Raw genomic sequence first — 259 nt, 5'->3', positions numbered from 1 at the left:
GGTGAGTTCCCATCAGCAGAGCTACACAAAGAAGTGAAAGATTGGGTTCGCAAAGAAATTGGACCAATTGCAACACCAGATATCCTACATTGGACCGACTCTCTGCCGAAGACTCGTTCAGGTAAAATCATGCGCCGTATCCTACGTAAAATTGCTACAGGAGATACCAGCAACCTTGGTGATACGTCAACGCTGGCGGATCCAAGCGTCGTTGATAAGCTGATTGCTGAGAAAGCAGAACTGGCTTAACTTCCGTTCA

1 protein-coding gene is annotated in these 259 nt (G+C 47.1%); it reads left to right on the top strand.

The annotated features are described in order from the left end of the window. On the top strand, window positions 1–249 hold a 249-nt coding region (locus E0702_RS17860; RefSeq protein WP_439952344.1), incomplete at its 5' end, for an AMP-binding enzyme. Window positions 250–259 lie beyond the last annotated feature (10 nt).

Origin of the sequence: Halomonas marinisediminis (assembly GCF_004347715.1) — a bacterium.
GTDB classification, from domain to species: Bacteria; Pseudomonadota; Gammaproteobacteria; order Pseudomonadales; family Halomonadaceae; genus Halomonas; species Halomonas icarae.
This window is presented reverse-complemented; position numbering and strand designations above follow the sequence as displayed.